This is a genomic window from Pseudomonas sp. G3-19, assembly GCF_054855875.1.
In genome coordinates, this window is sequence record NZ_JBMPIQ010000001.1 from 38365 (window position 1) to 64091 (window position 25727).

The following is a 25727-nucleotide window of genomic DNA, read 5'->3' on the forward strand; positions in this document are numbered from 1 at the left end:
CGGCAATTGCGACTTGCGCCGAATTCCAGCCAAGGCTGTCCGACTGCAGTAGTTTTCAAGAGATGTTTTTCAGGGGCTAAAAAGTCCTTCTTCCTTAGGGGTGAAACACCTTGGCCAAGATTCTCGTGGTTACATCCGGCAAGGGTGGTGTGGGTAAGACCACCACCAGCGCCGCTATCGGTACCGGCCTCGCTCTGCGCGGCCATAAAACAGTGATCGTCGACTTCGACGTGGGCCTGCGTAACCTCGACCTGATCATGGGTTGCGAGCGTCGCGTGGTGTACGACTTCGTCAACGTGGTCAACGGCGAAGCCAACCTGCAGCAGGCCCTGATCAAAGACAAGCGCCTGGAAAATCTCTACGTGCTGGCCGCCAGCCAGACCCGCGACAAAGACGCGCTGACCCAGGAAGGCGTGGAAAAAGTCCTGATGCAGTTGAAGGAAGACTTCGACTTCGTGGTCTGCGACTCCCCGGCGGGCATCGAGAAAGGTGCGCACCTGGCCATGTATTTCGCCGACGAAGCGATCATCGTGACCAACCCGGAAGTGTCCTCGGTACGTGACTCCGACCGCATGCTCGGCCTGCTGGCCAGCAAATCGCGTCGCGCCGAAAAAGGCGAAGACCCGATCAAGGAACACCTCCTGCTGACCCGTTACAACCCGCAGCGCGTCAGCGATGGCGAGATGCTGGGCGTCGAAGACGTGAAGGAAATCCTGGCCGTGACCCTGCTGGGCGTCATCCCTGAGTCGCAGGCGGTCCTGAAGGCTTCCAACTCGGGCGTTCCAGTGATTCTCGACGACCAGAGCGATGCCGGTCAGGCGTACAGCGATGCCGTTGATCGTCTGCTGGGCAAAGAAAAAGAACATCGTTTCCTCGATGTTACGAAGAAGGGATTCTTCGAGCGCCTGTTTGGAGGTAGGTAATGAACCTTTTTGACTTCTTTCGTGCCAACAAAAAGCCAAGTACCGCCTCGGTAGCGAAAGAGCGTCTACAGATCATCGTGGCGCATGAGCGCGGCCAGCGCAGCACGCCGGATTACTTGCCAGCCTTGCAGAAGGAACTGGTCGACGTGATCCGCAAGTACGTCAACATCGGCAACGACGACGTACATGTTGCACTGGAAAGCCAGGGCAGTTGCTCGATTCTGGAACTCAACATCACCCTGCCCGATCGCTGAGTCGATCCGGCAGGAACGACGGCGGCTCAGGGCCATTCCCATCGCGGAATGGCCCTGAGCCGCCGTTGGCATTTGTTACGAGGCTGTTTTAATGCCGTTGTCCAACATCCGCATCATTCATCAGGACGCCGCCGTACTGGTGGTCGACAAACCGACGTTGCTGCTCTCGGTGCCCGGTCGCGCCGACGACAACAAGGACTGCCTGATCACCCGCCTGCAGGAAAACGGCTACCCGGAAGCGCGCATCGTCCATCGCCTGGACTGGGAAACCTCCGGCATCATTCTGCTGGCCCGTGACGCGGATACTCACCGCGAACTGTCGCGGCAGTTTCACGATCGTGAAACAGAGAAAGCCTACACTGCGCTCTGCTGGGGTCAGCCGGAGCTGGGCAGCGGCAGCATCGACCTGCCGCTGCGCTACGATCCGCCGACCAAACCGCGGCACGTGGTCGACCACGAATTTGGCAAGCATGCGCTGACCTTCTGGCGCGTACTGGAACGTTGCGGCGACTGGTGCCGCGTCGAACTGACGCCGATCACCGGTCGCTCGCACCAGTTGCGTGTGCACATGCTGTCCATCGGTCACCCGCTGCTGGGCGACGGGCTGTACGCCCATGAGCAGGCCTTGGCGGCCTGGCCGCGTCTGTGCCTGCACGCCAGCATGCTGAGCTTCACCCACCCGCAAACCGGCGAGCGTTTGCGCTTCGAATGCCCGGCACCGTTTTAAGCGCTGCCTGAGTGGCGGCGCTGTTTTCTTTTGGACAAGGATTCTGTTTTCGGATGAGTTGTATCGATTCCCTGGTAACCCCCCTCACGAAAGTTCGTCATCAACTGCTTTACCTGATTTACGGCAATCAGGATGTGTACCGGCGCGAAGCCAAGTTCAGCATCCTGACCGCGCTGTCCCAGGCTAAAAACGGCGAGCGACCGGCGATCCGCATTCTCACTGATCGCCCCGACGACTATGCGGGCTGGCCGGTCGACACGGTGTTGCTGGATGAAGCGACTCTGACCCGCTGGCAAGGCACCCACGGCTATCACCACCGCCGCAAGGCCTGCGCCATCGCCGCGGGCATGCAGTGGGCGGAAAAAACCCTGTTCGTCGACACCGACACCCTGTTCACCCGCCACCCGAGCCAACTGTTCAAATTCATCGAGCCGAACCGCTCGGTGATGGATCGCTTCGAGTACGACTGGAAAGATGTGCACCAGCGTCCCGACTATCAAAAACTCGGTCGCGACCTGCGCAGCCACGGCGTGACGCCGGATAACGGTTTCAAGCTCTACAACAGCGGCTTGTGCGGCGTGACCGACAGCGACTCGGCGCTGTTCGAAGAGTCGATCCGCCTGATTGATGAGTGGACACTCGGCGGCTTCGAAATCCACACCATCGAACAGATCGCCCTGTCGTATGCCATGCGCGAGCGTCAGGTGGTGGAAGCGCGCAAACACGTCTACCACTACTTCGCGGAAAAACGTTTCTTCCACGCGATGCAGACGTACTTCTTCTCCCAGCACGGCGAGCAGTTCAGCCAGCGCCTGGTGGATCTGTGCAGCGATGTGCCACGGGTCAAACCGTTCCCCTCGGCCTGGCGCCGATTGAAAATCAAATGGAAGCTGCGCCACCAGAAAGGTGCCCTGCGCAAGGTCGGTCGTGATCTGCTGTACGGCAGCGCCGCGCCGGAAGATCCGTACTACAGCGTTTGCCGACACGAATGGTGGGAATGCGCCTCGCGGGAAATTCTGCGTTGGGACGAGAGCCAGCAGAAAAAACTGCTGAGCCAGAAGTCCTGGCCGCAACAGCTGCCGCGTCCGGATAAACCGGAAGATGAAAAAGTCATCATGAACTATTTGAAAAAACGCGTAGCCGCCCGCTGATCCACACCATCCCCTGTGGGAGCGGGCTTGCTCGCGAAAGCGGTGTGTCATCCAAAAAATCTGCATCTGACCCACCGCTTTCGCGAGCAAGCCCGCTCCCACCCCGATCCTGTCCGGATTCAATTCCCGGGCCGATGCGTTAAACTCGCGCCCATTGCTGTCTGGAGCTTCTTATGCGCGAAGAGTTGAACCAAGGCCTGATCGACTTCCTCAAGGCCTCCCCTACCCCGTTCCACGCCACCGCCAGCCTTGTTCAGCGTCTGGAGGCCGCCGGTTACGTGCGCCTCGACGAGCGCGAGCCGTGGACCACCGAGGCCAACGGCCGCTATTACGTCACCCGTAACGACTCCTCGATTGTCGCGATCAAAATGGGCCGCAACTCGCCGCTGCACGACGGGATCCGTCTGGTCGGCGCCCACACCGACAGCCCGTGTCTGCGGGTCAAGCCGCAACCGGAACTGCAACGTCAGGGCTTCTGGCAACTGGGCGTTGAAGTCTACGGCGGCGCGCTGCTGGCGCCGTGGTTTGACCGCGACCTGTCGCTGGCCGGGCGCGTCACCTTCCGTCGCGACGGCAAGGTCGAAAGCCAGCTGATCGACTTCAAGGCGCCAATCGCGATCATTCCCAACCTGGCGATTCACCTCAACCGTGAAGCCAACCAAGGCTGGGCGATCAACGCACAGACGGAGCTGCCGCCGATCCTCGCGCAGTTCGCCGGTGACGAGCGCGTCGACTTCCGTGCGGTACTGACCGATCAACTGGCCCGCGAACATGGCCTGAACGCCGATGTGGTGCTGGATTACGAGCTGAGTTTCTACGACACCCAGAGCGCGGCGGTCATCGGCCTGCATGGCGACTTCATCGCCGGTGCGCGCCTGGACAACCTGCTGTCGTGCTACGCAGGCCTGCAAGCCCTGCTCACCGCCGACACCGAAGAAACCTGCGTGCTGGTGTGCAACGACCACGAAGAAGTCGGCTCCTGCTCGGCGTGCGGTGCCGATGGCCCGATGCTCGAACAGACCCTGCGCCGCCTGCTGCCGGAAGGTGACGAGTTCGTCCGCACCATCCAGAAATCGCTGCTGGTCTCGGCCGACAACGCCCACGGCGTGCACCCCAATTACGCCGAGAAGCACGACGCCAACCACGGTCCGAAACTCAACGCCGGCCCGGTGATCAAGGTCAACAGCAACCAGCGCTACGCCACCAACAGCGAAACCGCCGGGTTCTTCCGCCACCTGTGCATGGCCGAAGAAGTACCGGTACAGAGCTTCGTGGTGCGCAGCGACATGGGCTGCGGCTCGACCATCGGCCCGATCACCGCCAGCCACCTGGGCGTGCGCACCGTCGACATCGGCCTGCCGACCTTCGCCATGCACTCGATCCGCGAACTGTGCGGCAGCCACGATCTGGCGCACCTGGTCAAAGTGCTGAGCGCGTTCTACGCCAGCCGCGAGTTGCCTTAAAAGCTGAAAAGCTTCGCGAGCAAGCCCGCTCCCACATTGGAATGCATTTCAACCTGTGGGAGCGGGCTTGCTCGCGAAAGCGCTCGTGCAGACAACAAAGATTCATCGTAGAACCGAATCATTCCTGATACACATCACTCCTCGCTGCAGAAAGCGACCTAGACTTAAATCATTCCCTTCGACAAGGCAGTCACCATGATTTCGATGTCCTCCTTCCACGCCATGCTCATTCCGATACTGTCCGGGATGATCCTGCTGGCGATCGGTTTCAACTTCCGCGACAAGAACGCCGGTGTGTTTGCCATGTGGGTCGGCATGCTGATGATCCTGGCGACCGTGGTCTACAAGATCCTCGCCAAACTCAACGAATAAATCCGCGCCCGGCTCGCATTGATTCTGGCTGCCTCGTACACTCGCTCAATTCGCCCCTTTGCGAGGTTGACCGCCTAGTGTTCGCTCGTCTGTTTGCTCTGCCCTGCCTGTTCCTTGTCTGCCTGATGACGCTGCTGCCGCTGGCCCCTGCCCAGGCGGTCGGGTTGCCGGGCCTGCTCAACACCACCAAGACGCAGCCGGAGGCGCAAGAGCCGCTGGGCCAGTCGCTGGATGAAGTCATCAAGTCGCTGGAAAACGACAAGCAACGCGCACAATTGCTGAGCGATCTGAAAAAGCTGCGCGACGCCACCAAGAAAGCCCAGGCTTCACCGGAAGAAGGCGTGCTGGGCCTGATCGGCGGCACCCTGGCCAGCTTCGAGAAACAGTTCTCCGGTGACGACAGCCCGCTGACCCGCTGGTCCGACGAGTTCGATCTGGCCAGGGACGAACTCGACAACCTGATGTTGCCGGCCAGCGAATGGCTGCCGATCATCTTCGGCTTCGCGGTGATCCTGATGGTCTGGAGCCTGCTCGCCGCCGCGCTGATCTGGCTCGGTCACCGGGTGCGCATGCGCTTCGGCCTGACCGAAGAACTGCCGCAACACCCCAAGGCCCTCGACATGCTGCGCTTCGCCCTGCGCAAGCTCGGACCGTGGTTGATTGCATTGGTCATCACCGTTTACATGAGCTACGCGCTGCCGTCGTCATTGGGTAAAAGCCTGGCGATGGTGCTGGCTTATGCGCTGGTGGTCGGCACCTGTTTCTCGGCGATCTGCGTGATCGCCTTCTCGCTGCTCGACGGCCCGCACCGGCACCGGGCGCTGTACATCCTGCGGCATCAGGCCTTCCGTCCGTTGTGGCTGATCGGCAGCTTCGCCGCATTCGGTGAAGCGCTGAGTGACCCGCGCCTGGTCGAAGGCCTCGGCGTGCACCTGGCGCACACCACCGCGACCATCACCAACGTGCTCGCGGCGCTGTTCACCGGGTTGTTCATCCTGCGTTTCCGCCGGCCGATCGCGCACCTGATCCGCAACCAGCCGTTGTCCCGCCGCCTGACCCGCCGCGCCCTCAGCGACACCATCGATATCCTCGGCACCTTCTGGTACGTGCCGGCGCTGGTGCTGGTCGGCATCTCGCTGTTCGCCACCTTCGTCTCCGCCGGCGACACCAGCACCGCCCTGCGTCAGTCGCTGATCTGCACGGTGCTGCTGGTGATGTGCATGGTGATCAACGGCCTCGTGCGCCGTCATTCACTCAAACCGCAACGCGGGCCGAAGCGCCATGCGTTGTACTCGGAGCGCCTGAAAAGCTTCTTCTACACCCTCGCCCACCTGCTGGTGTGGCTGATCTTCATCGAGCTCGGCCTGCGCGTGTGGGGCAAGTCGCTGATCGGCTTTGCCGAGGGCGAAGGGCATGACGTCAGCGTCAAACTGTTCAGCCTGATCGGCACGCTGATTTTCTCCTGGCTGATCTGGATCCTCGCCGACACCGCCGTGCACCACGCCCTCACCCGCTCGCGCAAAGGCCTGGCGAATGCCCGCGCGCAGACGATGATGCCGCTGATCCGCAACGTGCTGTTCGTGGCGATTTTCATCATCGCGCTGATCGTCGCCCTGGCGAATATGGGCATGAACGTCACGCCACTGCTGGCCGGTGCCGGTGTGATCGGTCTGGCCATCGGTTTCGGTGCGCAGTCGCTGGTGGCGGACCTGATCACCGGCCTCTTCATCATCATCGAAGACTCGTTGGCCATTGATGACTACGTCGACGTCGGCGGCCACCTCGGCACCGTCGAAGGCCTGACCATCCGCACCGTGCGCCTGCGCGATATCGACGGCATCGTCCACACCATTCCGTTCAGCGAAATCAAAAGCATCAAGAACTACTCGCGGGAATTCGGCTACGCGATCTTCCGCGTGGCGGTGCCGTACAACATGGAAATCGACGACGCGATCAAACTGATGCGCGAAGTCGGCCAGAAAATGCGTACCGACCCACTGCAACGGCGGAACATCTGGTCGCCGCTGGAGATCCAGGGCGTGGAAAGTTTCGAATCCGGCAGCGCGATCCTGCGCGCGCGGTTCAAGACTGCACCGATCAAACAATGGGAAGTTTCCCGAGCGTTCAACCTGTCGCTCAAACGCCATCTGGACGAAGCCGGACTCGATCTGGCGACGCCACGCATGAGCGTGCAGGTCATCACTGCCGGCGGTGGCCAGCCGAAGGAATAGCACTTCGCGCAGACACTCGGGTCACAGGCAGGGAAGCCAGAAAAACAATAACCATGGAGACACCCGATGCAGCTGACACGTATCGCCCAGTCCGTTCTGCTCACCCTGCTGGCCGGCACCGCCAGCGCCGCCACCCTGGACAGCACCCGCGAACAGATCGCCACGCAAGCCAAGGCACTTGAACCGCAACTGCTGGAAACCCGCCGCGACATCCACGCGCATCCGGAACTGGGCAACACCGAGAAACGCACCGCGGAACTGGTCGCCAGACAACTGAAGGCCATGGGTCTGGAAGTCAAAACCAACGTCGCCCGCACCGGCGTGGTTGCCATCCTCAAGGGCGCCCTGCCCGGCCCGACCGTGGCCCTGCGCGCCGACATGGACGCGTTGCCGGTCAAGGAAGTCGCCGACCTGCCCTTCGCCTCGAAAGCCAAAGGCACTTATCTGGACAAAGAAGTCGACGTGATGCACGCCTGCGGCCACGACGCCCACACTGCGATCCTGCTGAACACGGCGAAAATTCTCACTGGCCTGCGCGACACCCTGCCCGGCACCGTGGTGTTCTACTTCCAGCCCGCCGAAGAAGGCCCGAGCGACTTCATCCCCGACGGCAAAAACACCTGGGGCGCGAAAATGATGGTGCAAGAAGGCGTGATGAAATCCCCCAAACCCGACGCCGTCTTCGGCCTCCACGTCTGGGCCGGCGTCCCCGCCGGCCAGATCGCCTACCGCCCCGGCGCCACTCTGGCCAGCTCCGACGACCTGCGCATCAAAATCCTCGGCAAACAGACCCACGCCGGCCGCCCGTGGGACGGCATCGACCCGATCACCGTCGGCGCACAAACCATCGTCGGCCTGCAAACCGTGGTCAGCCGCCGCACCGACATTTCGTCCTACCCGTCGGTGGTCAGCATCGGTACCATCAACGGCGGCACCCGCTACAACATCATTCCCGAGTCCGTGGACATGAGCGGCACCATCCGCTCCTACGACTACGGCATCCGCCAGAAACTCCACGCCGACGTACGCCAGACCATCGAAAAAATCGCCGAAAGCGGCGGCGCGAAAGCCGACGTCACCATCATCGAAAAATACGACCCCACGATCAACAACCCGGCACTGACGGAAAAAATGCTGCCGACGTTGAAGTGGGCCGCCAAGGATGACGTGGTCAATGCGCCGCTGGTGGGCGGCGCGGAAGACTTCTCGTTCTTTGCCAAGGAAGTGCCGGGACTGTTCGTGTTTCTCGGGGTGACGCCACGGGATCAGGACATGAGTAAGGCGGCGCCGAATCACAATCCGGGATTCTTTGTGGATGAGTCGGCGCTGGTGGTTGGGGTGAGGACGATGGCGTCGTTGGCGACGGATTATTTGTATGGGAATGCTCAGCTGGCCAGATAGAGATGGGGTGATTGTGCGGGCGACTTCGCGAGCAAGCCCGCTCCCACAGTGGATTGGGTGTGGGCTGTTGGAGATTGGTCGGCTGTCAGGCCGCCTTCGCGAGCAAGCTCACTCCCACAGTGGGATTGGGTGCAGGCAGTTGGAGATTGGTCGGCTGGGAGGTCACCATCACTGGCAGGCCAGCTCCCACAGAGAGATTGGGTGCAGGCAGTTGGAGATTGGTCGGCTGGGAGGTCACCATCACTGGTAGGCCAGTTCCCACAGAGAGATTGGGTGCAGGCAGTTAGAGATTGGTCGGCTGTCAGGCCGCCATCGCTGGCAAGCCAGCTCCCACAGTGGGATTGGGTGGGGGCTGTTGGAGTTGGTCGGCTGGGAGGTCACCACCACTGGCAGGCCAGCTCCCACAGTTGGATTGAGTGCAGGCAGTTGGTGATTGGTCGGCTTTCAGGCCGCCATCGCGAGCAGGCTCACTCCTACAGAAAAGCAAAAGCCGACCGCAGGCTCTTCACCACTCAATGGCCGAGTGTCAGCTCGCCGAAAGCTCTTGATCTTGACTCACCGGCCCGTCGGCAGGCTGAGCGGAGGGATTGATCCGGGGGTGGGAGCGAAGCGACCGTTCGACGAAGTCGAACACATCGAGAGGAGGTGCAGCGAAGCAAACCGGAGGCGATGCGCCCGGATCGATCCCGGAGCGAAGGAACCCCGAGCTTTAGCGAGCGGGCCGAACGTCAGGGCACAGACCTTTGGTTCCTTTGGGGCGTTTGCCAAAGGGACTCGCTGTAAAAGCGAAACCGCCAGTGGCAACACCCGAAGCAACGGATATAAACCCAAAACCCCAAGAACCTGGTCGGCCCAAAGGCCGCCAAGGTCAAACAACATCTACACCAACGTGAATCGCATCATGCCGCCAAAACTCCAGATCACAATCAATCAACCGCTCATGCTGATCATAATTGACCCGAGCAATCCGTAACCCCGGACTCCCGACAGAAACCCGCAAAGCCGCCGCCGCATCCACCGACAACGACGTCGGCACAATCTCGAACCGCACCCGCCCATAGCGCAAATCGTAATGCCGCGCATACAACTCGGTCATCGACTGATTCAAATCAAATCCCAGAATCCCCGGAAAATACTGCGGATTCAGATAGTGCTCCACATACAAAACCAGCCGCCCGTCAATCCGCCGCGACCGGCAAATCTGAATCACGCTCGACAAAGCAGGCAACTGCAACAACGCACAAACCGCCACCGACGCCGGCTGCAACCGCGCCGAAATCACCTCGGTCGACGGCACCCGCCCCTGCGCACTGACCATCGCGTGAAAATGACTGCGCTGCATCAGGTTGTACGCCAGACGTGGCGGCGAAACGAACCAGCCACGGCGCTCCTCGCGATAGATCTGCCCCTGCGCCTCCAACTGCAACAAGGCCTCACGCACAGTAATGCGCGTGGTGCCGAACAACTCACTGAGCTTGCGCTCGGCCGGCAACTTGCTCCCAGGCGCGAGCAGGCCGTGATCAAGTTGCTCCTGCAGCACCTGACCAATCGCTGTCACCGCTTTTGTTGCCTCATCGCGCATCAACGTTACCTATCTGGACTAGACCAGCACTGTTTCGGGGCAAAAACCGTACGGCCTGCAAGCCGTTTCCTTGTATTGCAAGCCTAGGCAGTGCAGATGACCGAGAGATGACAAACCCGCCCGACGGTCGCCCTCATGACTTGCAATACATCGGCCAAGTGCCTTGTCCGCCGGGGCTTTGACCTTGGTCTACGCTTACCGGGCAAGCGCCGAAACCGGGCCAATAAAAGGCCTGCCGGGCGACCGCCGACATCAAAGTGTCATCCAGCCCCCTTAAATTGGCTCAGGTATTGCTGACCTAGACCAACACAAACCGCAATCGCAGCGTTGAACACGACCAAGGAGCTTCGGAATGAAACAGCTTTTCCTGGCAACACTGTTAGGCTCGACCATTGCAATGTGCACCTCCGCCATGGCGGCGGGTACCGACCTGAAAACCCTCGAAGCCGCTGCGAAAGCGGAAGGCGCCGTCAACAGCGTCGGCATGCCCGATGACTGGGCCAACTGGAAAGGCACCTGGGAAGACCTGGCCAAGACCTATGGCCTGAAACACATCGACACCGACATGAGCTCGGCCCAGGAAATCGCCAAGTTCGCCGCCGAAAAAGACAACGCCACTGCCGACATCGGCGACGTCGGCGCGGCCTTCGGCCCGATCGCGGTCAAGCAGGGCGTGGTGCAACCGTACAAACCAAGCACCTGGGATCAAGTCCCGGACTGGGCCAAGGACAAGGACGGCAACTGGGCACTGGCCTACACCGGCACCATCGCCTTCATCGTCAACAAGAAGCTGCTGCACGGCTCCGAAGTTCCAACCAAATGGGCCGACCTCAAGGGCGGCAAATACAAGGTTTCCATCGGTGACGTGAGCACCGCCGCGCAAGCCGCCAACGGCGTACTGGCCGCTGCCCTGGCCAACGGTGGCGACGAGAAGAACATCCAGCCGGCCCTGCTGCTGTTTGCAGACATCGCCAAGCAAGGTCGACTGTCGATGGCCAACCCGACCATCGCCACCATGGAAAAAGGCGAAATCGAAGTCGGCGTGGTCTGGGACTTCAACGGCCTGAGCTACAAGGCCAAGATGGCCAACCCGGATGACTACGTGGTGCTGATCCCGTCGGATGGCTCGGTGATTTCCGGCTACACCACCATCATCAACAAGTACGCGAAAAACCCGAACGCCGCCAAGCTGACCCGCGAATACATCTTCAGCGACGCCGGCCAGACCAACCTCGCCCGCGGCAATGCTCGTCCGATCCGCGCCGAACACCTGCAACTGCCGGAAGACGTGAAGGCCAAGCTGCTGCCGAACGAGCAGTACAAGAAGGTCACGCCGATCAAGGACGCCGACGCCTGGGAAAAAACCTCCAAGGCCCTGCCGCAGAAGTGGAACGAAGAAGTCATCGTAGAGATGAAGTAATCCTGTAAATCCCCACTGCTGGATCCATTGGAGATCCAAATGTGGGAGCGGGCTTGCTCGCGAATGCGGTGGATCAGTCAAGCATCTATTGACTGACACTCCGCCTTCGCGAGCAAGCCCGCTCCCACAGGGGATCCAGGTTGAATCTGAAATGTCCTGTTTTCGCGGAGTTTTTGCCCCTATGAAGCACAACGTCATCCTTGTCGTGCTCGACGGTCTCAATTACGAGGTCGCGCGTCACGCCATGGGGCATCTGCAGGCTTACGTTGGCGCAGGACGCGCCGCGCTCTATCAGTTGGAGTGCGAGTTGCCGGCCCTGTCCCGACCGCTTTACGAATGCATCCTTACCGGCGTGCCGCCGATCGACAGCGGCATCGTCCACAACAACGTTGCGCGCCTGTCCAACCAGCGCAGCATCTATCACTACGCCCGCGACGCCGGCCTGAAAACCGCCGCAGCGGCCTATCACTGGGTCAGCGAACTGTACAACCGCTCACCGTTCCTAGCGGCCCGCGACCGTCATACCGACGATCCAGCGTTACCGATCCAGCACGGACACTTCTACTGGAGTGACCACTACCCGGATTCGCATCTGTTCGCCGACGCGGAACACCTGCGCCTGCGCCATGCGCCGAACTTCCTGCTGATCCACCCGATGAACATCGACGACGCCGGCCACAAGCACGGCCTCGATTCCGCGCAATACCGCAACAGCGCGCGCTCGGCGGACATCATCCTCGCCGACTACCTGCAAGGCTGGCTCGACGCGGGTTATCAGGTGCTGGTGACTGCCGATCACGGCATGAACAACGACCGCTCGCACAACGGCCTGCTGCCGGAAGAACGCCAGGTGCCGCTGTTCGTCCTCGGCAACGCCTTCAGCCTCAACGCTGACGCCGCGCCGAAGCAGACCGAGATCTGCGGCACCGTCTGCGAACTGCTCGGCGTGCCCCATGACAAACCTGTGTGCCGGGAGCTGCTCAAGTGAATGCCATGACTCGCGGCAAATGGCTCGCGGCCCTGTGTCTGGTGCCGTTCGCCCTGTTCTTTATCGTGTTCGAAATCGCCCCGCTGGTCTGGGTGATGATCAACAGCCTGCAATCGGAAGAGTTCGGCTGGGGCTTCGCCAATTTCAGCAAGATCTTCAGTTCGAAGTTCTATCTGCAGGCGATTCAGTACAGCCTGGAGATCAGTTTCTGGTCGAGCGTATTCGGCATCATCATCGCCGTGCTCGGTGCGTATTCGTTGCGCCGGGTCGACTCGAAACTGCGCAACTTCGTGAATGCCTTCGCCAACATGACCAGCAACTTCGCGGGGGTGCCGCTGGCGTTCGCGTTCATCATCCTGCTCGGTTTCAACGGCAGCATCACGATCATGCTCAAGCAGGCCGGGATCATTCAGGACTTCAACCTGTACTCGAAAACTGGTCTGATCATCCTCTACACCTACTTCCAGATTCCCCTCGGCGTGCTGCTGCTGTACCCGGCGTTCGACGCCTTGCGTGAAGACTGGCGCGAATCCGCCGCGCTGCTCGGCGCCAACGGCTGGCAGTTCTGGCGCCACATCGGTCTGCCGGTGCTGACCCCGGCACTGCTCGGCACTTTCGTGATCCTGCTGGCCAACGCCCTCGGCGCCTACGCCACGGTGTACGCCTTGACCACCGGCAACTTCAACGTGCTGCCGATCCGCATCGCGGCAATGGTTTCCGGGGATATTTCCCTCGATCCGAATCTGGCCAGTGCCCTGGCCGTGGTGCTGGTGGCGCTGATGACCATCGTCACCGTCGTGCATCAACTGCTGTTGAAGAGGAGCTACCATGTCTCGCGCTGAATCCGGCCCGGCCGGTGTCTACCACCGCGTCGTGGTTTATCTGCTGTTCGCGATTCTGCTGCTGCCGCTGGTAGGCACGCTGATCTACTCGATTGCCAGCAGCTGGTCGGCGACCATCCTCCCCAGCGGTTTCACCTTCAAGTGGTACCTCCAGTTGTGGAGCGACCCGCGCTTCCTGCATGCCTTCGGCCAGTCGCTGCTGGTGTGCGTCGGCGCGCTGGTGCTGTCGGTGGTGCTGATCCTGCCGCTGCTGTTCGTGGTGCATTACCACTTCCCGAAACTTGATGCGCTGATGAACATCCTTATCCTGCTGCCCTTCGCGGTGCCGCCGGTGGTGTCGTCGGTGGGTCTGTTGCAACTGTACGGTTCCGGGCCGCTGGCGATGGTCGGCACACCGTGGATTCTGATCGGTTGCTACTTCACCGTGGCGCTGCCGTTCATGTACCGGGCGATCACCAACAACCTGCAGGCGATCAACCTGCGCGACCTGATGGACGCCGCGCAACTGCTCGGCGCCAGCACCTTTCAGGCGGCATTTCTGGTGGTGCTGCCGAACCTGCGCAAGGGCCTGATGGTCGCGTTGCTGCTGTCGTTCTCGTTCCTGTTCGGTGAGTTCGTGTTCGCCAACATCCTCGTTGGCACGCGCTACGAAACCCTGCAGGTGTACCTGAACAACATGCGCAACAGCAGCGGCCACTTCACCAGTGCGCTGGTGATCTCGTACTTCTTTTTCGTGCTGGTCCTGACCTGGATCGCCAACATCTTGAACAAGGACAAAAGCGAATGAGCTATGTCAGCGTCCAACACCTGCAGAAAAACTACGCGGGCACGACCGTGTTCAGCGACATCAACTGCGAAATCAACAAGGGCGAATTCGTCACCCTGCTCGGCCCTTCCGGTTGCGGCAAGTCCACCCTGCTGCGCTGCATTGCCGGCCTGACGCCGGTGGATGGCGGCAAGATCCTGCTTGATGGCGTCGACATCGTGCCGCTGAGCCCGCAGAAACGCGGGATCGGCATGGTGTTCCAGAGCTACGCGCTGTTCCCCAACATGACCGTCGAACAGAACGTCGCCTTCGGCCTGCGCATGCAAAAAGTCAACTCGGACGACAGCCACAAGCGTGTCGCCGAGGTGCTGAAACTGGTTGAGCTCAACGACTTCGCCAGCCGCTATCCGCATCAGCTCTCCGGCGGCCAGTGTCAACGCGTGGCCCTCGCCCGCTCGCTGGTGACCCGTCCACGCCTGTTACTGCTGGATGAACCGCTGTCGGCGCTGGATGCGCGTATCCGCAAACACCTGCGTGAACAGATCCGGCAGATCCAGCGCGAACTCGGCCTGACCACGATTTTCGTCACCCACGATCAGGAAGAAGCGCTGACCATGTCCGACCGGATTTTCCTGATGAACCAAGGGAAGATCGTGCAGAGCGGCGATGCCGAAACCCTCTACACCGCACCAGTGGACATATTCGCCGCAGGCTTCATCGGCAACTACAACCTGCTCGACGCCGAGAGCGCCTCGAAGCTGCTGCAACGGCCGATCAACCACCGCATCGCGATTCGCCCGGAAGCCATCGAACTGAGCCTCAATGGCGAACTCGATGCACAGATCCGCAGCCACAGCCTGCTCGGTAACGTGATCCGCTATCGAGTCGAGGCGCGTGGCGTGGAACTGGTGGTGGACGTGCTCAACCGCTCGGCGGCGGATCTGCATCCCGACGGTCAGCGTCTGGCGCTTTCCATCGATCCGACGGCCCTGTGTGAGGTAGCCTGATGACTTTGCTGACGTTGAAGAGAGAACTGCACTGATGGCCCTGGCAATTTTTGATCTGGACGAAACCCTGATCCACGGCGACTGCGCCACCCTCTGGAGCGAGCAGATGGGGCGCCTGGGCTGGGTCGATCCCGAGTCGTTCATGCGCAAGAACAACGAGCTGATGGACGCCTACAGCCATGGCAAATTGCGCATGGAAGAGTACATGGAATTCAGCCTCGAACCGATGATCGGGCGCACCCCGGAAGAGGTCGAACACCTGGTCGGCCCATGGGTGGAAGACTTCATCGAACCGATCATCTTCAGCGACGCGACCAAAACCATCGCCGCCCACCGCAAGGCCGGCGACCGGATTCTGGTGATCTCGGCTTCCGGCACGCACCTGGTCAAACCGATCGCCGAGCGCCTGGGCATCGACGAAATTCTCGGCATCGAACTGGACGTTGCGCACGGCGTTTACACTGGCCAGACCGTCGGCACGCTGACCTACCGCGAAGGCAAGATCACCCGCCTGCTGGAATGGCTGGACGCCGAGGAAGAGAATCTGGAAGGCGCGAGTTTCTACTCCGACTCACGCAACGATTTGCCGTTGCTGCTGAAGGTGGATTTCCCGCATGTGGTGAATCCGGATCCGGTCCTGCTGGAGCACGCCGAAAAAGCAGGCTGGCCGATCCATCTCTGGAAGTAAACATAGATCCAACTGTGGGAGCGGGCTTGCTCGCGAAGGCGGAGTGTCAGTCGATAAATTCGTGTCTGATTCACCGCTTTCGCGAGCAAGCCCGCTCCCACAGGTTTTTCGGTGTTTTCAGGTCAGGCTTTCGTCGACCACCAGCACCAGTTTGCCGGCAACTTTGTTGCTCGCCAGCTCGGCAAACGCCGCTTCGGCGTCTTTCACCGGGAAGGCTTTTGCCAGTTGCGGACTCAACCGCCCTTCGGCAAACAGCGGCCACACATGCTGGCTCAAATCGCTGAACAGGTCGGCCTTGAACTGATCGTCGCGACTGCGCAACGTCGAACCGAGCAACTGCACGCGCTTGGCCAGTACCTGTGCCAGGTCCAGTTTGGCCTCACGTCCGCCCATCAGGCCGATCAGTACCCAGCGTCCGTCCAGCGCCGTCAGCTTGAGGTTCAGTGCCGCATAGTTGCCGCCGACCGGATCAAGGATCACGTCAAACGGCCCGAAGTCGCGCAGGCTTTCCAGATCATCGGTGCGCACCACGCCGCCCTGGGCTCCCAGCGCCTCACAGTAGGCCAATCGCTCAGCCGACCCGACGCTGACCCAACAGGGATTGCCGAACGCCTTGCATAGCTGAATGGCGGCTGAACCAATTCCACTGGCCCCGGCGTGCAGGAGAACCTTCTCCCCGGGTTTCAGCGCCGCCAGTTGAAACACGTTGAGCCAGACCGTTGCATAAACCTCGGGTAATGCCGCGGCCTCGATCAACGAAACGCCCTCGGGCACCGGCAGCACGTGCCGTCCGTCGACCACCACCTCCTCGGCCATTCCGCCCCCGGCCAGCAAGGCGCAGACCCGGTCGCCGACCTGCCAGGACGAGCCGGCGCCGACTTCGCTGATCACCCCGGAACACTCCAGACCGAGCACCTGACTGGCGCCCGGCGGCGGTGGATAAAGCCCGGCTTTCTGTAATAAATCGGCGCGATTGAGGCCCGCAGCCGCCACGCGAATGCGCACTTGTCCTACATCACATGCCGGACTCGGCTCTTCAAGCCATGCCACTTGACCTTCAACGCCTTGCAATGCCTTCACAGTGCCTCCATAGTGAGTCTGGACTGAGCCCGAAGCTGTAGCGCCGGGCTTTTTGCATTATGCGACCGGCTCTCGTAGAACCGGCGACTTCAAAGACGGCCTAATATGCGTTATCAATTGTCCCCGCGTCGAATCAGCATGAAGCATTTGCTCCCCAGCACCGCCCTCGCTCTTTTCATCGGTATCGGCTTGTTGCCGGTGTCGGGCACTACATTCGCAGCCAACAGCTGGGACAAGTTGCAGCCGGATCGCGACGAAGTGATCGCCAGCCTCAACGTCGTCGAGTTGCTCAAGCGTCACCACTACAGCAAGCCGCCGCTCGACGATGCGCGCTCGGTGATCATCTACGACAGCTACATCAAGCTGCTGGACCCGTCGCGCAGCTACTTCATGGCCAGCGACATCGCCGAATTCGACAAGTGGAAGACCCAGTTCGACGACTTCCTCAAAAGCGGCGACCTCAACGCCGGGTTCACCATCTACAAGCGCTATCTGGACCGCGTCAAGGCGCGCCTGGACTTCGCCATTGCGGAGCTGAACAAGGGCGTCGACAAGATGGACTTCACCACCAAGGAAACCTTGCTGATCGATCGCAAGGACGCCCCTTGGCTCAAATCCACCGCTGAACTCGACGACCTGTGGCGCAAACGCGTCAAGGACGAAGTGCTGCGGCAGAAGATCGCCGGCAAGGATTCCAAGCAGATCCAGGAAACCCTGACCAAGCGCTACAAGAACCAGTTGGCGCGCCTGGACCAGACTCGCGCGGAAGACATCTTCCAGGCGTACATCAACACCTTCGCCATGTCCTACGACCCGCACACCAACTATCTGTCGCCGGATAACGCGGAGAACTTCGACATCAACATGAGCCTGTCCCTCGAGGGCATCGGCGCCGTGTTGCAGAGCGACAACGATCAAGTGAAAGTCGTGCGCCTGGTGCCGGCAGGCCCGGCCGACAAGACCAAGCAGGTTGCACCGGCCGACAAGATCATCGGCGTTGCCCAGGGCAACAAAGAGATGGTTGACGTGGTGGGCTGGCGCCTGGACGAAGTGGTCAAGCTGATCCGCGGCCCGAAAGGCACCGTGGTGCGCCTGGAAGTGATTCCGGCCAGCAATGCGCCGAACGACCAGACCAGCAAGATCGTGCCGATCACTCGTGAAGCGGTGAAGCTTGAAGACCAGGCGGTGAAAAAATCCGTGCTGAACCTGAAACAGGACGGCAAGGACTACAAGCTCGGCATCATCGAGATCCCGGCCTTCTACCTCGACTTCAAGGCGTTCCGTGCCGGTGATCCGGACTACAAGAGCACCACCCGTGACGTCAAGAAACTGCTGACCGAACTGCAGAAAGAGAAAGTCGACGGCGTGGTCATCGACCTGCGCAACAACGGCGGCGGTTCTCTGCAGGAAGCCACCGAGCTGACCAGCCTGTTCATCGACAAGGGCCCGACCGTACTCGTGCGTAACGCCGATGGCCGCGTCGATGTACTGGAAGATGAAAACCCGGGCGCGTTCTACAAAGGCCCGATGGCTCTGCTGGTCAACCGCCTGTCCGCCTCGGCTTCGGAGATCTTCGCCGGCGCCATGCAGGACTACCATCGCGCATTGATCATCGGTGGCCAGACCTTCGGCAAAGGCACCGTGCAGACCATTCAGCCGCTGAACCATGGCGAACTGAAACTGACCCTGGCCAAGTTCTACCGGGTTTCCGGGCAGAGCACCCAGCATCAGGGCGTACTGCCGGACATCGACTACCCGTCGATCATCGACACCAAGGAAATCGGCGAAAGTGCCCTGCCGGAAGCCATGCCATGGGACACCATCAAGGCAGCGATCAAGCCGGCCTCCGATCCGTTCAAGCCGTACCTGGCGCAGCTCAAGTCCGAGCATGACGCACGCAGCGCCAAAGACGCCGAGTTCGTGTTCATCCGTGACAAGCTGGCCCTGGCGCAGAAGTTGATGGAAGAGAAAACCGTCAGCCTCAATGAAGCCGACCGTCGTGCCCAGCACGCGGACATCGATGCCAAGCAACTGGCGATGGAAAACATCCGTCGCAAAGCCAAAGGCGAAGAACCGCTCAAAGAGCTGAAGAAAGAAGATGAAGACGCGCTGGCTGCGGCTGAGCCGGACAAGGTCAAACCGGAAGACGACGCCTACCTGAGCGAAACCGGGCGCGTGCTGCTGGATTACCTGAAGCTGAGCAATCAGGTGGCCAAGAAGTAAGATGATGGCAATTTAGTGGTGACGCTCCCCGGAGCGTCATCAAACAGTCATCATTCTGTCGTGAAATAAAGGACTGGGAGCGCCTCTTCAAGCAAGAGCGCTCCCAGTCCTTTTTTTATCGCCAGAGATTGCCATGACCACGACCGAACAGCTGAGTGCCTTGAGCTCGATCCTGACTCAAAGCGGTTTGCACAGCCTGTTCCAGCCGATCATCTGTCTCTCCGAGCGGCGTATTCTCGGCTACGAAGCCCTCACCCGCGGCCCGTCCAACAGCCCTCTGCATTCGCCTATCGCGCTGTTCGCGGTGGCGCGTCAAGCCGGCCGCTTGAGCGAACTGGAAATTGCCTGCCGCCAGTCTGCCTGCCGTCGTTTCAACGAGCAGCAACTGCCGGGCAAGTTGTTCCTCAACGTTTCACCGGAATCCCTGCTTGAAGCCGCGCACCAACCGGGGCGGACCCTGCAACTGCTGCAGGACTTCGGTATTCCACCCAGCCAAGTAGTGATCGAACTCACCGAACAGACGCCAATCGACGATTTCCAGTTGCTGCAAACTGCCCTGCATCACTATCGTGCGATGGGCTTTTCGATTGCGCTGGATGACCTAGGTGCCGGTTATTCGAGCTTGCGTCTATGGTCGGAGTTGCGCCCGGATTACGTGAAGATCGACCGCCACTTCATCGACGGTATTCATCAGGACGCATTGAAGCGCGAGTTCGTCGGCTCGATCCTGCAAATCGCCAAGGCTTCGCGGGCGCAGGTGATTGCCGAGGGCATAGAGTTGCCGGAAGAGTTGGCGGTGCTGACCGAGATGGGCGTCGATCTGGTGCAGGGTTACCTGCTCGCTCGCCCGCAGGAGCATCCACCCCGCGATGCCCGGGCCCTGATGCCGAAACACGACAGCAGCACCGTGGCGTTGAACGACGAAGGCAGCGACCTCAGCGCCCTGCTCAACGAGCAACCGGCGGTGCATCGCGACACACCAACCGCCACGGTGCTGGAAGCCTTCCGCCGCCAGGCCAATCTGAACTCACTGGCGGTGCTCGACGAACAGGGCCAGCCGTGCGGCATCGTCCATCGCCATTCGTTGTCCGACGCCTTGCTCAAGCCGTTTGCCACCGACCTGTTCGCCCGCAAGCCAATCAGCCGCCTGATGAACGACGACTTCCTCGCCGTGGAAATGAGCCAGTCGCTGCAACAGGTCAGCCGCCTGATCACCAGCCGCGCCCGGCAGCGCATCGAAGAAGATTTCATCATCACCCTCAACGGCGGTTATCTGGGCCTTGGCCGGGTGATCGACGTGCTCAAACTGATCACCGAACTGAAAATCCAGCAGGCGCGCTACGCCAACCCGCTGACCCTGCTACCCGGCAACGTGCCGATCCAGCAATGCCTGACCCGCCTGCTGCAACAGGGCCGCGAATCGATCATCTGCTACGTCGACATCGACAGCTTCAAACCCTTCAACGACATCTACGGCTACGGCCGTGGCGACGAAGTCCTGCTGTGCCTGGCGCAATGTCTGAACGAACGCGTCGACCCGTCCCGCGACTTCGTCGGCCACATCGGCGGCGACGACTTCCTGCTGGTACTCGGCCCGGAAGACTGGCGCAAACGCCTCAACCAACTGCTCGACGACTTCCAGAGCCAATGCCGCCGCTTCTATCGCCCTGAGCATCTTGAGGCTGGTTGCTTTATCGCGCCGAATCGCCAAGGCGTACGCCAAGAGTTCCCGTTGCTGTCACTGTCCATCGGCGTCGTCCACCTGCACCCCGAAGCCTGCTCAGAACTGGATGCCAGCCAGCTCGCGGAAATGGCTTCGCAGGCGAAGCATCATGCGAAGAATGTTCCGGGATATAGCGTGCATGTGATTGATAGCCTTGCTGCTGCCGACCTTCAACTGCCGCAACTGATTGGCCAACGCTGATTCCCCAGCAGACACAATTCCCTGTGGGAGCGGGCTTGCTCGCGAAGGGGTCAGTCCATAAAAATTAGTCAGTAGTACTTGCTATTAGTGCACTTATCGTGCGCCGCTCCGGGTTCAAAATCGTCATACACCATATTCCCCACCACTCCAGGCCACTATCAAAATAATTACTCCACGATTCCCTTCCAGGAATCGCATCCTCACGATCAACCCATGTCGTATTGATTCCTTTCACCCAATTTATCGCAGTGACCCCGCAATTCTCTACAAGCCCGATAGCAATTTTCCACTCATGAAAAAGCTCCTGAGCTTCACGCTCTCCCCCCTTAAATTTGGTGCCGTACGGTGGCTCACGAAAAGATCCGTATAGTGCTAGAGGCCCGCGCACATAATCCTCCGTCAACATTAAATTTTTTAACTCTCCATCACTTAACGGTGTTGCAACTGCCTTCTCAAGCTCCCAACTTATTTCTGGAACACTATTACCCGCATAATCTGGGTTTTTAATTAACTGAGCATGCTGACACAACGCTTCCCTCATAAGTTGTTCATGCAGACCAACCAAAGCTCGCCGATGAACAGACTCATCAACTATTACTTCCGACTCAAGTTCGAAGACTATAAAATTGAAGACGCACCCAGCATCGTCCATACGTTCAATAAGTAGTTCACGTTTTGTTTCTTCAAAAACTTTCAACCCTATTCAACCCTTGATCGTTTCTTGCTGATAGACCTGAAGCCGCCCCAACAGAGTACTCATAAAAAATCGTCCGTCCTCTATTTCGTCGGAAAACAAAAAGCTTCTTTTTTCAAAAACCCCTTCAAACGAATCATTTTCGTTCAAAAAGAAACTGATAGTTTCAATTAGCCAGCTTCTATCATCTTCTGAGTAATTTAAAAAATCCGGCCTCATCACAATGTCAAATACTTTCGAAAGCTCCGAGTAATCGTTAACATCTGCCAAGCATATAAGCTCTTCAACTGATTCCTCATGAGGATAATCAATATCAAGCAAAAACAAGAAACCTGCCAATATTGAGATACTTGGTTTAAACTTCATGATCTAGTAATCCGTATACGCTGTTATTGGTTTGCCATTAACATCAAGAATAACAACAGTTTTTGTGGTCTCCACATATTCCAACCGTTTACTCTTATATCCTTCCCCTACCTTTCTACCCATTTCAACAGGCAATGACGAGAGAGCTATGCTTCCGGTACGACGAAATATAAGCTGCGCACGATTTATCGCGTTCAATTGATCTCTATGGCTAATAAATCTTGTTGCTGCGCGAGGAATACTTGGCTCTTTTGACTTGGTTTTCCGATTCACCCTCATCTCCACTTTACCTGTTGTCGGGTTCTTTGCATGTTGCACCCGCTCAAGTTGTGCTGCCAAAGTAGTCTGAGCACCATGCTTTTGTAAGAAATGCGCCTTGGTATTGGCAAGCTCCATTTTTTTCAATTCTTTATGAGCGATCTGCTCTGCCAATTCGTCAATTCTCGCGCGCCGCTCCTGCGCTGACATCTTCGGTAGCGCCGGCTCTCCCTTATCTACCTTAGCGTCACTCGCCCCACCCGGTACCTCACACCCAGGCTTATTCGGCGGCGGACAGTTCGAGCTCAACCCCAACGGATCCACCCACCCCGTCGGATTCGGCACATACCGATACTGATTCAACCCACCCGCCAACTTGATGGGATCCGGCGTCAAATACCGTCCCAACCTCGGGTCGTAATACCGATGCCGGTTGTAATGCAGCCCACTTTCCGCATCGAAATACTGCCCCTGAAACCGCAGCGGCTGGTCCAGGTAGTCCTCGCCCGCGAGGGTGATCGCCGACACCTTGCCGTAGGCGTCGTACTGCGCCGACCAGACGATTTCGCCGCTGTAGTCGGTGAGTTCCTGCGGGGTGCCGAGGTGATCGAGTTGGTAGTAGAACGGGCAGGCCTTTTTCGGGCCTTTGCCGTCGAGCAGCGCCAGTGGGCGGAAGGTGCCGGGTTCGTAGACGTAGCTGCGGTGGTGGGTTTTGCTGCTTTCGGCGACGAGGTGGTCGCCTTGCCAGAAGAACTCGGTGGTCTGGCCGTCGACGGTTTTGCGGATGCGCCGGCCGAAGGCGTCGTATTGGTAGGTCGCGGTTTGGCCGTCGGCGCGGGTCAGGCCGATCAGGCGGTGCTGGCAGTCGTAGCGGTACTCGGTGACGAGTTGCTGGTCGCGGCCACGGCGTTCGCGGATCAGGTTGCCGAAGGCGTCGTAGTCGTAATGGCGGTCGCCCTGCATCAGCAGGCGATTACCCTTGATCCGGGTCGGGCCGGGACGATCCTGCATCAGCAGGTTGCCGGCCGGGTCGTGGGCGAAGGATTCCGGCAGTTCGTCGCGCGAGTGACGGACGCGGATCAAGCGGTCGAGGGCGTCATAGCCATAGGTGCGCTGGCCGTGGCGGCTGTCGGCAATGTGCTCCAGATTGCCGTTGGCGCTGTAGGCATAATCCCGGCGATACAGCGAGTCGTGCTGATGACCTACAGCGTGGGCGAGTAAACGTCCCTGATCGTCGTAGGCATAATCGCTGCGCAGCAGGCCTTGCTGGCGTTGTTGTTCGCGACCGGACAGGTAGACGTGACTGGTCAGCCGCGTGCCATTGAGGTCGATGGCGGTCAGCGCGCCGCCCTTGGCGTAGTGATAGTCGAGCTTGCTGTTGTCCGGCAGACGCTGGCGCTTGAGCTGGCCGCAAGCGTCGTAGACATAACGCAGGGTGCCCCAGCCCTGATGCTCGGTGATCAGCCGGTCCTGCCGGTCATATTCAAAGGCCAGTGGATGCTTTTGACCGTCATCGACCCCGGTCAAACGGCCCAGTCGGTCATAGGTGTAAGCCACCTCAACCCCGTCCGGCAGGGTTTTCAGCAGCAAGCGCCCGGCCGCATCACGCGCGTAGACGGTGACCAGCGTCGAGCCGTCATCACCGAACTCGTTCTTTTCCAGCAGGTGCCCGTTGCGGTCGTAGGCGTAAGCGGTGCGCCGGCCGTCGAAGCCAGTTTCCTGTCGGATCAATCCGGTTGGCGTGTAGTCCAGGCGATACTTTTCCCCGGACTCGTTCTCGATTTCCGTCAGCAGCAGTTGCGCATGGTCGTAGCGGTACTGCACCCGCGTGCCGTCGGGGTTGATCTTGCGCGAGACGAGGTGCAGGTCGTCGTCATACTCGTAGCGGGTGATGCGCCCGAGTTCGTCGCGCTCGGCAGTGACTTGGCCGTAGGCGCCATAGCTGTAGGCGCGAGTGGCGCCCGTAGGAAAGGTCGTTTGAACCAGTCGGCCAACCGCATCCCACTGCTGACGGGTGATCGCGCCGTGCTCGTCGCAAGTGGTCGTCCGTCGCCCCAGCGCGTCGTAGGAAAAGCGCCGCACACCACCGTCGGGCAGGGTTTCCTCGATCAGTTGCCCGAGGTCGTTCCACGACAACTTGTGCCGGCTGGTGTCCGGGTAGCGGATCGACAGCAACTGCCCGCGCGTGTCGTAGTAGTAATGGGTGACCTGACCGTCAGGATCGACCGCCTCGGTGACATCACCCTCGGCGTTGCGTCGAAACGTCCACACCGCCTCGCCGCGAGAACGGCTGTGCAGGAAACCGTTGCGGTATTCGTAGGACGTTGGCTCGTCGTCCGGCGGAAGCAGCGCGATCAGCCGTCCGACGTCGTCGTAGCGATACTCAGTGACCGCACCCAGCGGATCCTGCTCGGCGATCAGCCGGCCCGCGTCGTCATAAGCCTTGAGGTGCTCACCGCCATCGGCCTCGACCTTGCGCACCAGCCGTGCGCTGTCATCGTGGACGTAGGTTTCTTCGCTGCCATCGACGTAGTGCACCGCGACGCTGCCGTCATCGGCCCAGACGTAACGGGTGTCCATCTGCGCGAACGACGCCCAGTGCCGCACGCAACGCGCCGACTTGCCCGAGCGTTCCCATTCCCAGAAGAAACTCGCGCCGCCGGCCAGTTGCCGCTGCAGGATGACGTGCTGATCGTCGTAGTCGTAACGCTCGCTGTCACCGACCGCGTTGGTCGCAGCCAACAACCGCTGACGGGCGTCGTAGCAATAACTGACCAGCGTTTGCTCGGTGCGCCAGCCATCAGCCTCAAGCACTTGGTAATCAACCGCGACCAGATGCGCCCGGTCGTAGCGCAACAACAACGACCGCCCGGCCCCGTTATCCAGGCGCTGCACACGCTCGGAAAAATCGCGATGCACCGTCAGACGATTGCCATACGCATCACTGATCGCCACCAGCCGCCCGGCACGAAAGTGATAAAACCGCGCCGCATCCCCGGCCAGCGCGAGGATCAGTTCCTCCGGTTCATCCCCGAGAAAAATCGCCGCCCGCGACAGGCTGTTGTGAATCTGCGGCCGCTCCACACTGGGCAACGGAAACCGCGTGCGGCGGTTCTCGTGATCGACCCAGATCACCGCCTCGCCATCGAACTCCAGCCGATGCGCCAGCGAATGACTCCAGCCAAACCCCAGCCCGACATCGATCTCCACCGCGCTGGTGCGGTACAACCGGGTGAACTCGAACGGCAGCAAACCATCGAGCGTGCCGTCGGTCAGGGTCAGCAATTCCTCGCCGGTAACCATCGACACCGGACAGCCGTTGGTGCAGGTCAGCGGTGCGCAATCGGCGCTGTCGCCGTTGGGGTTT

The 25727-nt window shown here is 60.1% G+C and carries 21 protein-coding genes; 16 read left to right on the top strand and 5 right to left on the bottom strand.

Annotated features, from left to right (window positions below; genetic code table 11):
• Window positions 1-110: 110 nt before the first annotated feature.
• From minD to ACOYXI_RS00245, 8 genes are all read left to right on the top strand, one after another.
• A complete protein-coding gene (minD, locus tag ACOYXI_RS00210; protein ID WP_098967914.1) occupies window positions 111-923 on the top strand; it encodes a septum site-determining protein MinD in 813 nt (270 codons plus the stop codon).
• Entirely contained in the window at window positions 923-1177 is a 255-nt protein-coding gene (minE, locus tag ACOYXI_RS00215; RefSeq protein ID WP_003223146.1) for a cell division topological specificity factor MinE, read from the top strand. Before minD ends, minE begins: the two co-directional genes overlap by 1 nt.
• Window positions 1178-1268: 91 nt before the next feature.
• Window positions 1269-1904 (top strand): RluA family pseudouridine synthase, encoded by a 636-nt coding sequence (locus ACOYXI_RS00220; RefSeq protein WP_461674103.1) that lies wholly within the window; start codon window positions 1269-1271, stop codon window positions 1902-1904.
• A gap of 53 nt (window positions 1905-1957) precedes the next feature.
• On the top strand, window positions 1958-3055 hold the full coding sequence (locus tag ACOYXI_RS00225; RefSeq protein WP_210559048.1) for a hypothetical protein: 1098 nt from the start codon (window positions 1958-1960) through the stop codon (window positions 3053-3055).
• 173 nt (window positions 3056-3228) lie between these two features.
• A complete protein-coding gene (locus ACOYXI_RS00230; protein ID WP_047598982.1) occupies window positions 3229-4518 on the top strand; it encodes a M18 family aminopeptidase in 1290 nt (429 codons plus the stop codon).
• Window positions 4519-4713: 195 nt separating this feature from the next.
• Entirely contained in the window at window positions 4714-4890 is a 177-nt protein-coding gene (locus ACOYXI_RS00235) for a hypothetical protein (protein WP_007965354.1), read from the top strand.
• Window positions 4891-4967: 77 nt separating this feature from the next.
• Complete coding sequence (locus ACOYXI_RS00240; RefSeq protein WP_098967912.1) at window positions 4968-7121, top strand: mechanosensitive ion channel family protein; 2154 nt, start codon at window positions 4968-4970, stop codon at window positions 7119-7121.
• Between the two features lie 66 nt (window positions 7122-7187).
• Window positions 7188-8522 (top strand): amidohydrolase, encoded by a 1335-nt coding sequence (locus tag ACOYXI_RS00245; RefSeq protein WP_461674104.1) that lies wholly within the window; start codon window positions 7188-7190, stop codon window positions 8520-8522.
• Window positions 8523-9390: 868 nt separating this feature from the next.
• Here the strand turns inward: ACOYXI_RS00245 and ACOYXI_RS00250 are convergent.
• Window positions 9391-10104, bottom strand: coding sequence for a UTRA domain-containing protein (locus ACOYXI_RS00250; RefSeq protein WP_007965348.1), 714 nt, complete (start codon window positions 10102-10104; stop codon window positions 9391-9393).
• Between the two features lie 352 nt (window positions 10105-10456).
• On the opposite strand from ACOYXI_RS00250, the gene ACOYXI_RS00255 reads away from it, so the two are divergent.
• The 6 genes from ACOYXI_RS00255 to ACOYXI_RS00280 all read left to right on the top strand — a co-directional run bounded on the left by ACOYXI_RS00255 (window position 10457) and on the right by ACOYXI_RS00280 (window position 15815).
• The gene (locus ACOYXI_RS00255) at window positions 10457-11524 is read left to right on the top strand and encodes an ABC transporter substrate-binding protein (protein WP_027613356.1); all 1068 of its coding nucleotides are present in this window, start codon (window positions 10457-10459) and stop codon (window positions 11522-11524) included.
• A gap of 181 nt (window positions 11525-11705) precedes the next feature.
• The gene (locus ACOYXI_RS00260) at window positions 11706-12512 is read left to right on the top strand and encodes an alkaline phosphatase family protein (RefSeq protein ID WP_461674105.1); all 807 of its coding nucleotides are present in this window, start codon (window positions 11706-11708) and stop codon (window positions 12510-12512) included.
• A gap of 5 nt (window positions 12513-12517) precedes the next feature.
• Complete coding sequence (locus tag ACOYXI_RS00265; protein WP_163005303.1) at window positions 12518-13354, top strand: ABC transporter permease; 837 nt, start codon at window positions 12518-12520, stop codon at window positions 13352-13354.
• On the top strand, window positions 13341-14141 hold the full coding sequence (locus tag ACOYXI_RS00270; RefSeq protein WP_007965346.1) for an ABC transporter permease: 801 nt from the start codon (window positions 13341-13343) through the stop codon (window positions 14139-14141). Before ACOYXI_RS00265 ends, ACOYXI_RS00270 begins: the two co-directional genes overlap by 14 nt.
• Entirely contained in the window at window positions 14138-15127 is a 990-nt protein-coding gene (locus tag ACOYXI_RS00275) for an ABC transporter ATP-binding protein (RefSeq protein ID WP_096797027.1), read from the top strand. The genes ACOYXI_RS00270 and ACOYXI_RS00275 overlap by 4 nt, the downstream gene beginning before the upstream one ends.
• 34 nt (window positions 15128-15161) lie before the next feature.
• On the top strand, window positions 15162-15815 hold the full coding sequence (locus ACOYXI_RS00280) for an HAD family hydrolase (RefSeq protein WP_134785810.1): 654 nt from the start codon (window positions 15162-15164) through the stop codon (window positions 15813-15815).
• A gap of 117 nt (window positions 15816-15932) precedes the next feature.
• Here ACOYXI_RS00280 and ACOYXI_RS00285 read toward each other — a convergent pair whose 3' ends face one another.
• Window positions 15933-16895: a zinc-binding dehydrogenase gene (locus ACOYXI_RS00285; RefSeq protein ID WP_098967907.1), complete on the bottom strand. Its 963-nt coding sequence runs from the start codon at window positions 16893-16895 to the stop codon at window positions 15933-15935.
• Window positions 16896-17033: 138 nt separating this feature from the next.
• Between ACOYXI_RS00285 and ACOYXI_RS00290 the strand changes: the two genes are divergently transcribed.
• Window positions 17034-19118, top strand: a complete 2085-nt coding sequence (locus tag ACOYXI_RS00290; protein ID WP_167734107.1) for a carboxy terminal-processing peptidase — start codon at window positions 17034-17036, stop codon at window positions 19116-19118.
• Window positions 19119-19251: 133 nt separating this feature from the next.
• Window positions 19252-21042, top strand: a complete 1791-nt coding sequence (locus ACOYXI_RS00295) for a bifunctional diguanylate cyclase/phosphodiesterase (protein ID WP_461674106.1) — start codon at window positions 19252-19254, stop codon at window positions 21040-21042.
• Between the two features lie 64 nt (window positions 21043-21106).
• On the opposite strand, the gene ACOYXI_RS00300 is transcribed toward ACOYXI_RS00295, so the two are convergent.
• From ACOYXI_RS00300 to ACOYXI_RS00310, 3 genes are all read right to left on the bottom strand, one after another.
• Window positions 21107-21739 (bottom strand): hypothetical protein, encoded by a 633-nt coding sequence (locus ACOYXI_RS00300; protein ID WP_240795668.1) that lies wholly within the window; start codon window positions 21737-21739, stop codon window positions 21107-21109.
• A gap of 6 nt (window positions 21740-21745) precedes the next feature.
• Window positions 21746-22102, bottom strand: a complete 357-nt coding sequence (locus ACOYXI_RS00305; RefSeq protein WP_139055456.1) for a hypothetical protein — start codon at window positions 22100-22102, stop codon at window positions 21746-21748.
• 3 nt (window positions 22103-22105) lie between these two features.
• Window positions 22106-25727 (bottom strand): RHS repeat-associated core domain-containing protein (locus ACOYXI_RS00310; RefSeq protein ID WP_461674107.1); only part of this gene is annotated, 3622 nt, incomplete at its 5' end.